This window comes from Pseudomonas sp. RP-B7 (assembly GCF_059803535.1).
Genome location: NZ_JAPFHC010000060.1, coordinates 1 through 7315 on the forward strand (window position 1 = coordinate 1; position 7315 = coordinate 7315).

Consider the following 7315-nt stretch of genomic DNA (forward strand, 5'->3'; position numbering starts at 1 on the left):
CGGTGGGGCAGTATCAGATGAGTTGCCTGACACGCCGTCTTCGCGAGCAAGCCCGCTCCCACACAAACCCGCTCCCACATTGCTCTCGCGTCGATATACTAGGCCCCGGTTTGCCTAGGGAATATCGACCATGCAATGGATTTTCATGCTGATTGGCCTCGCGCTCGGCTGGACACTCGACGAGTCGTTCAGTGACGCCGGCATCGGTGCGCTGCTGGGCTTGGGGCTTGGCCAGGCGATTCGCCTGTCGCAACTGTCGGCCCAGGCAGACAAGCAGGCGAGCCAGTTGGAAACCACGCAAAAGGCGCTGATTGCCCTGGGTGAACGCCTGCGGCTACTGGAAGTGCCCACGCCGCTGGTCGGCAGTGCCAGGGTCGACCCCGCCATTCCTGACCCCACCCCTGTCGCCAAGGCGCCCGACCTTGTCTGGGAGCTGCCGACCGAGTTGGCGCCAGTGCCGATGGTTGCCGAGGCCAGCCAGCCGCTGCCGGATGATGTCTGGGCGCCAGCGCCCGCGCCGATGCCGACACCAAGTCCGCAAGAACCGGCAACCCCGCGTGGCCCCAACCTGATCGAGCGCGCCATCAGCGGTGCGCGCAATTGGCTGTTTGGCGGCAACACCGTGCTGCGCGTCGGCGTGGTGCTGTTGTTCCTTGGCCTGGCGTTCCTGCTGCGGTATGCCACCGAAGGCATGGTGGTGCCGATCGAGTTGCGCTACGCCGGTGTCGCCGCCGCTGCGGTCGGCCTGTTGGGCCTGGGTTGGTGGCTGCGCCTGCGCAACAGCCATTACGGCTTGATGCTGCAAGGCACCGGGATCGCGGTGTTGTACCTCACGGTGTTTGCGGCGATGCGCCTGCATCCGCTGATCGATCCCAGCGCGGCACTGGGCCTGCTGGTGGCGGTTACGGTGTTCTCGGCGATCCTGGCGATCACCCAGGACGCGCTGGGGTTGGCCTGTGCGGCCGCGCTCGGTGGTTTCGCCGCGCCGATCCTCACTTCCACGGGGGCTGGCAACCATGTGGCGCTGTTCAGTTACTTCGCGTTGCTTAACGCGGGCATCCTCGCGATTGCCTGGTTCAAGGCCTGGCGCCTGCTCAACCTGATCGGCTTCGTCGGCACCTTCGGCATCGGCTTCGCCTGGGGCCTGCGTTCCTACACGCCGGAACTGCTGTGGAGCACCGAGCCGTTCCTGATCCTGTTTTTCCTGATGTACCTGGCCATCGGCCTGTTGTTCACCCGGCGCAAATTGCTGGAGATGAGTGACGCGCCCGAGGACGACAGCCGTGGAGCGCTGCTGCGCTGGTCGGCGGCCAAGGGTGATTATGTCGACGGCAGCATGCTGTTCGGCCCGCCCCTGGTGGGCTTTGGCTTGCAGTTCGCGCTGGTGCAGCACCTGGAGTTCGCCGCTGCGTTCAGTGCGTTGGGCCTGGGCATTATCTACATGGGCCTGGCCCGTCTGCTCAGTGGTGGGCGCGCCTTGTTGCTGGCGGAAACCTGCCTGGCCCTGGGTGTGATCTTTGCCAGCCTGGCGATTCCCCTTGGGCTCGATGCGCGCTGGACTGCCGCGGCGTGGGCGGTGGAGGGCGCGGGGATTTTCTGGCTCGGGTTGCGTCAACAGCGGCCGTTGGCGCGGGCCTTCGGCCTGCTGCTGCAACTGGGCTCGGCAATGGCGTTCCTCAGCGAGTTGCGCATCGGCGAACACAGCCTGCTCGACGGCGCGCCATTGGGGGCGTTGCTGCTGGGCGCGGCGTTGCTGTTCAGCTTTGATCAACTGCGCAAGGCGCCGGCTGAACAGGCGGCGGATTGGGAGCGTAGAGGCCTGCCGGTACTGGCGAGCCTGGGCTTGAGCTTTGTGTACATGCTGGCGCCGTTGCTGTTGCAGACCCAGGGCACTGCCATCAGTTGGGCGATTGCCGGGCTGGCGACGCTGTTTGTCGGCCTGCGCATCGGCTCGCGCACCTTCCTGTTCACCGCGTTTGCCGTGCAACTGCTCGGTGGCGCGTTGTTCCTGCTGCGCTTGCAGGGCGGCGAGGGCGCGGCGGTATTCAGTGCGGGTTGGAGTGGTTTGCTCACCGCTTCGCTGATCGGCCTGGCGCTGATCGGCGGCATGTTGCTGGCGGCGCGCGACGACATGGTGCGTGGTGACGTGCGCTTGTTGCGTGGGCTGTCGGTGGTGTTGCTGGCCGGGCTGGTGCTGATCAACCTTGCGGTGCTGTTCGTACTGCCATGGCAAAGCGCGAGTGGCGTGTGGGCGGCCAGTGGTCTGTTGATCATCTGGTTGAGCCTGTACCTGCAACAGCGCGTGAGTTTTGTGTTTGGCTTGCTGCTGCAACTGATCGGCGGCGGTTCGTTCCTGCTGTCGGTGCCGCAGCTGCTGGGGCCGTTGAGCGGCGAAGGCTTGCGCCTGCTGGGGCATAGCGGTTTCTGGACACCGATGGTCCTGGGCCTGGCCGCGCTGGTCGGCGCCTGGCGCTTGCAGCGCGAGCGGCATGTGCCGGTGTTTGCGGTGCTGAAACTGCAACGCCTGTCCGACGTGCTGTTGGTGTGGGGCGCCGCGTGGTGGACGCTGGCGTTGATCAGCGAGGTGCTGCGCTTTGTCCCGAACGCTTTGCAAGGCCCGTCCTTGCTCGGCATCGCCGCCGTAAGCGTGGCGCTCTGGGCGTTTGGCGCGCAGCGGTTGCGCTGGCCGTCGCTGGGCGTGCTCAGCACCTTGCTGATGCTGGCGGCGGGCGTGGTGTTGCTGGCGTCCCTGGATGCCTATTACCACCCGGCGGCGCAATTTGGCTGGTTGGCGTGGTTGGCCGTTTTCGTCGTGCACTTCATTTCGCTGCGGCGCTTGGCTTCGACAGTGCCTGGCACGGTGTTGAGCGTGGCCCATGTGCTGGGCTGCTGGATGCTGATCGGCGTGCTCGCGCTGGAACTGCGTTACGGCCTGCTGTTGCTGTCGGATCAGTACAACGCCTGGCGCTGGCTCGGTTGGGCGATTCTGCCAAGCCTGTATCTGGTGCTGGCCGCTGCGCCACGCAACTGGCCGTGGCCGGTGTCGGCATACCCACGGGAATACCGCGTGCTCGCGGCGTTGCCATTGGCGGTGCTGATGCTCGGTTGGTTCTGGTTGGCGAACATCTTCAGCGACGGCACTGCCGAACCGTTGCCGTATGTGCCGCTGCTCAACCCGCTGGACCTGGGCCTGTTGTTCGCGTTGTTGGGCGTGTACCTGTGGGCGCGCAGTGTCGCGCCACAGCGTGGGCCGCGCGCAGAGTTGCTCGCCCAGGGTGTCGCGGGCCTGTCGCTGTTTGGGTTCTTTACCGCGCTGGTGATGCGCACCGCGCACCATTGGGGCGGGGTGCCGTTCCAGCTGGAGGCGTTGCTTGAATCGATGCTGGTGCAAGCCGGCCTGTCGATCGTGTGGACCCTGATCGCCCTTGGGCTGATGATCGGCGGCCACCTGCGCCATCGTCGCGAAGTGTGGTTGATCGGTGCGGCGCTGATTGCCGTGGTGGTGGCCAAGTTGTTCTTTGTCGAATTGAGTAACCGTGGCGGCCTGGCGCGGATCGTGTCGTTTATCGGCGTGGGCGGGTTGTTGCTGGTGGTGGGCTACTTTGCGCCGCTGCCGCCCAAGCGCGTTGAAACTGAAGGAGCATCGTCTTGATGGGCAAGCTGAGTCTGAGTGGGTTGGCGCTGTGGCTGTTGGGTTCGGCGGCCTGCGCCCAGGAAACGCCGGCCGACTTTTCGGTGCGGGTGCCATTGGCCGTGAGCGGCAACGGCCCGTGGTATCGGCTGGAGTTGCCGCTGGCCGTGCAGTTGAGTGCGCGCCAGGCAGACCTCAGTGACGTGCGTGTGTTCAACGCCGCCGGTGAGCCGCAGGCCTACGCGTTGTCGCGCCAATCCTCGCAGCGCAGCGAAAGCCGCACTGTCACCGAGGTGAAGTGGTTCCCGCTGTACGCCGCCGATACCCAGCAGGCGCTGCCCGGCGTGGTGATGAAATCCACCACCGAGGGCACGCTGCTGGAAATCCGCCCGTCCAGCGCCAAGGGGCCGCAGGTGCTGCGCGGCTGGGTGCTCGACGCCAGCGCGATCAAGGCACCGTTGCAGCAACTGAGCCTGGATTGGAGTCGTGAGCACGACGGCTTCCAGCGCTTCAGCATCGAGGCCAGCGATGATTTGCAGCATTGGACGCCGTGGGGCGACGGGCAGGTTGCGCGCCTGTCGTTTGCCGACGAGCGGGTCGAGCAGCATGACGTAAACCTGCCGGGGCAATCGGCGCGCTACCTGCGCCTGGTGTGGCAAGGCCAGGCAGCGCCGTTGCTGACCTCGGCCAGGCTGGTCAGTGCCACCAGCAGCAGCCTGCCACTGCCGTTGGTATGGTCGCAGCCGTTGGCAGGCACGCGGCTCAGCGCCGGGGAATACAGCTGGCAGTTGCCGACCGGGCTGAATGTCGAGCGTTTGCGCATCGAACTGAAACAGCCCAATACCCTGGCGCCCGTCACCTTGTCGGGGCGTCGCGACAGCAAGCAGGCCTGGCAACCGTTGAGCAACGGGTTGCTCTACCGCCTGACCAGTAACGGCCAGGAGGTGGTGCAGGATGAGTTGCAGCTGCCGGGGCAGGCCGTCGCTGAACTCAAGTTGCAGGTAGACGAGCGCGGCGCAGGCCTGGGCGTCGAGGCGCCGGCCCTGCACTTTGCCGTGCGCAGCACGCAGTTGGTGTTCCTGGCGCGGGGTGAGCCGCCGTTCACCCTGGCGCTGGGCAATGCTGCGGCGAAGGCGGCGAATTTGCCGTTGTCGACACTGATTCCTGATTACAGCGCCGAGCGCCTCAGGGCGTTGGGCCAGGCCACGGTCGCCGGGGACGCGGTGGTCAACACGCCTGTTGCCGCCGCCGCCGTCGAGAGCGGGCCCGACTGGAAAAAACTCGGGCTCTGGGCCGTGCTGCTGCTTGGCGTGGCGGCGCTGGGCGCCATGGCCTACAGTTTGCTGCGCAAGCCGCCGGTGGCACGTTAGATAAAGTCCATGAACTCTATTGGGTTTAAATCCTCTGATAGGAGGAAATACGCCCCGACTCGCGCTAAACTGCGCGGGTTTTTAGCCCCCCATTCTCCGGAGCCTTACATGTCCCGCGTTACCTTGAGTCGCTATTTGATCGAGCAGACCCGCAGCAACAACACGCCTGCCGATCTGCGCTTCCTTATCGAAGTGGTGGCGCGTGCTTGCAAGGAAATCAGCCACGCCGTGTCCAAAGGCGCACTGGGTGGTGTCCTGGGCAGCATGGGCACTGAAAACGTGCAGGGCGAAGTGCAGAAGAAACTCGACGTGATCTCCAACGAGATCCTGCTCGAAGCCAACGAATGGGGTGGTCACCTGGCCGGCATGGCGTCCGAAGAAATGGACAATGCCTACCAGATTCCGGGCAAATACCCGAAAGGTGCGTACCTGCTGGTATTCGACCCACTGGACGGTTCGTCCAACATCGACATCAACGCGCCGGTCGGCACCATCTTCTCGGTACTGCGTTGCCCGAACGAATACCTGAGCCAGAACGAGCCGCTGAACGAGAAGGCCTTCCTGCAACCTGGCACCCAGCAGGTTGCCGCCGGTTACGCGATCTACGGCCCACAGACCATGCTGGTGTTGACCCTGGGCGATGGCGTCAAGGGCTTCACCCTGGACCGCGAAATGGGCAGTTTCGTGCTGACCCACGAAGACATCACCATTCCTGCATCGACCCAGGAATTCGCGATCAACATGTCCAACCAGCGCCACTGGGAAGAGCCGGTGACCCGCTACGTGGGCGAGCTGATGGCTGGCGAAGAAGGCCCGCTGAAGAAAAACTTCAACATGCGCTGGGTTGCCGCGATGGTGGCCGACGTACACCGCATCCTGACCCGTGGTGGCCTGTTCATGTACCCACGCGACAGCCGCGAGCCATCCAAGCCAGGCAAACTGCGCCTGATGTACGAAGCCAACCCGATGTCCTTCCTGGTTGAGCAAGCGGGCGGCGCGTCCACCGACGGCCATCAGCGCATCCTCGACATCCAGCCTGAAGGCCTGCACCAGCGTGTGGCGGTGTTCCTGGGTTCGAAAGAAGAAGTCGAGCGTGTAACCGCCTACCACAAGAAGTAACCTTTGTAGTGAGCGGGCTTGCCCCGCGCGGCGGTGTGTCAGGTTAGCTTAAGGCGCCTGGTGTACCGCAGCGCGGGCAAGCCCGCTCACTACAAGATTTTGTGTCGGCTAGAAAGCCCCGAAACGTTTCAGCGTTTTCGGGGTTTTTTTTGTTTTTGCCCATCGGGAACCAGACACCCCTTTTCCCTTCTAAGCTTCTGGCAGACCCCCATGCTGCTTCGTCCCTCCAGGAGTTTTTCCATGTCGTTACGCCGTCTCGCCTTGCTGACTTTTTGCGTGCTGTTGGCCGCTTGCAGCAAGGTCAACCAAGAAAATTACGCAAAGCTGTCGGCTGGCATGGCCAAGGCCGAGGTGGAGTCGCTGTTGGGTAAGCCGACCGATTGTTCCGGCGCACTGGGCATGTCCAGCTGCACCTGGGGCGATAAAACCAGCTTTATCAGCGTGCAATATGCCGGTGACAAGGTTCTGATGTTTTCCGGGCAAGGCCTGAAGTAAACCGGGGCGTGAGCCTGCGGGAGAAGAAGAATGATCCGTTTTGTTGTGTTCCTTTGTGCCAGCCTGTTTTTGGCGGGCTGCGCCAGCCATTCTGGCGATGATCTGCAACCCAAGACAGCGAACAACGTCAACCTCAAGCGTTACCAGGGCACCTGGTATGAGTTGGCGCGATTGCCGATGTACTTCCAGCGCAACTGCGCGCAGTCCGAAGCCCGCTACACCCTGCTGCCGGATGGCGACATGTCGGTGTTCAACCGCTGCCTGACGACCGAATGGAAGTGGGAAGAAGCCAAGGGCACGGCCACGCCGCAGGTGCCGGGCAAGACCGACAAGCTCTGGGTCGAATTCAATAACTGGTTCACATCGCTGCTGCCGGGCGTCGCCAAGGGCGATTACTGGGTGCTGTATGTCAGCGATGACTACAAGACCGCAATCGTGGGCAGCCCGAGCCGGCGCTACATGTGGATCTTGTCGCGCTCGCCGACGGTCAGTGCCGACACCCGCGAGGACCTGCTGAGCAGGGCGCGCCAGCAGGGGTATGACACCACTCGGTTGATCTGGCGCACGTCGGACAAAGAGATGGCCAAGACCTCGCAATAACCCCGAGACCACCGTCGATCAAATTGTGGGGGGGGGGGGGGGGGGGGGGGGGGGGGGGGGGGGGGGGGGGGGGGGGGGGGGGGGGGGGGGGGGGGGGGGG

At 64.2% G+C, this 7315-nt stretch carries 5 protein-coding genes; all 5 read left to right on the plus strand.

Annotated features, from left to right (window positions below):
* Nucleotides 1–130 precede the first annotated feature (130 nt).
* Nucleotides 131–3652, plus strand: coding sequence for a DUF2339 domain-containing protein (locus tag OPU96_RS28610; RefSeq protein ID WP_498560173.1), 3522 nt, complete (start codon nt 131–133; stop codon nt 3650–3652).
* Nucleotides 3652–5001, plus strand: a complete 1350-nt coding sequence (locus OPU96_RS28615) for a DUF3999 domain-containing protein (protein ID WP_498560174.1) — start codon at nt 3652–3654, stop codon at nt 4999–5001. Before OPU96_RS28610 ends, OPU96_RS28615 begins: the two co-directional genes overlap by 1 nt.
* A 108-nt stretch (nt 5002–5109) precedes the next feature.
* Entirely contained in the window at nt 5110–6120 is a 1011-nt protein-coding gene (locus OPU96_RS28620; RefSeq protein WP_033897713.1) for a class 1 fructose-bisphosphatase, read from the plus strand.
* 240 nt (nt 6121–6360) lie between these two features.
* Nucleotides 6361–6615 (plus strand): hypothetical protein, encoded by a 255-nt coding sequence (locus tag OPU96_RS28625; protein ID WP_017734861.1) that lies wholly within the window; start codon nt 6361–6363, stop codon nt 6613–6615.
* Between the two features lie 30 nt (nt 6616–6645).
* Nucleotides 6646–7215: a lipocalin family protein gene (locus OPU96_RS28630; RefSeq protein WP_192298390.1), complete on the plus strand. Its 570-nt coding sequence runs from the start codon at nt 6646–6648 to the stop codon at nt 7213–7215.
* The last annotated feature ends 100 nt before the right edge of the window (nt 7216–7315 follow it).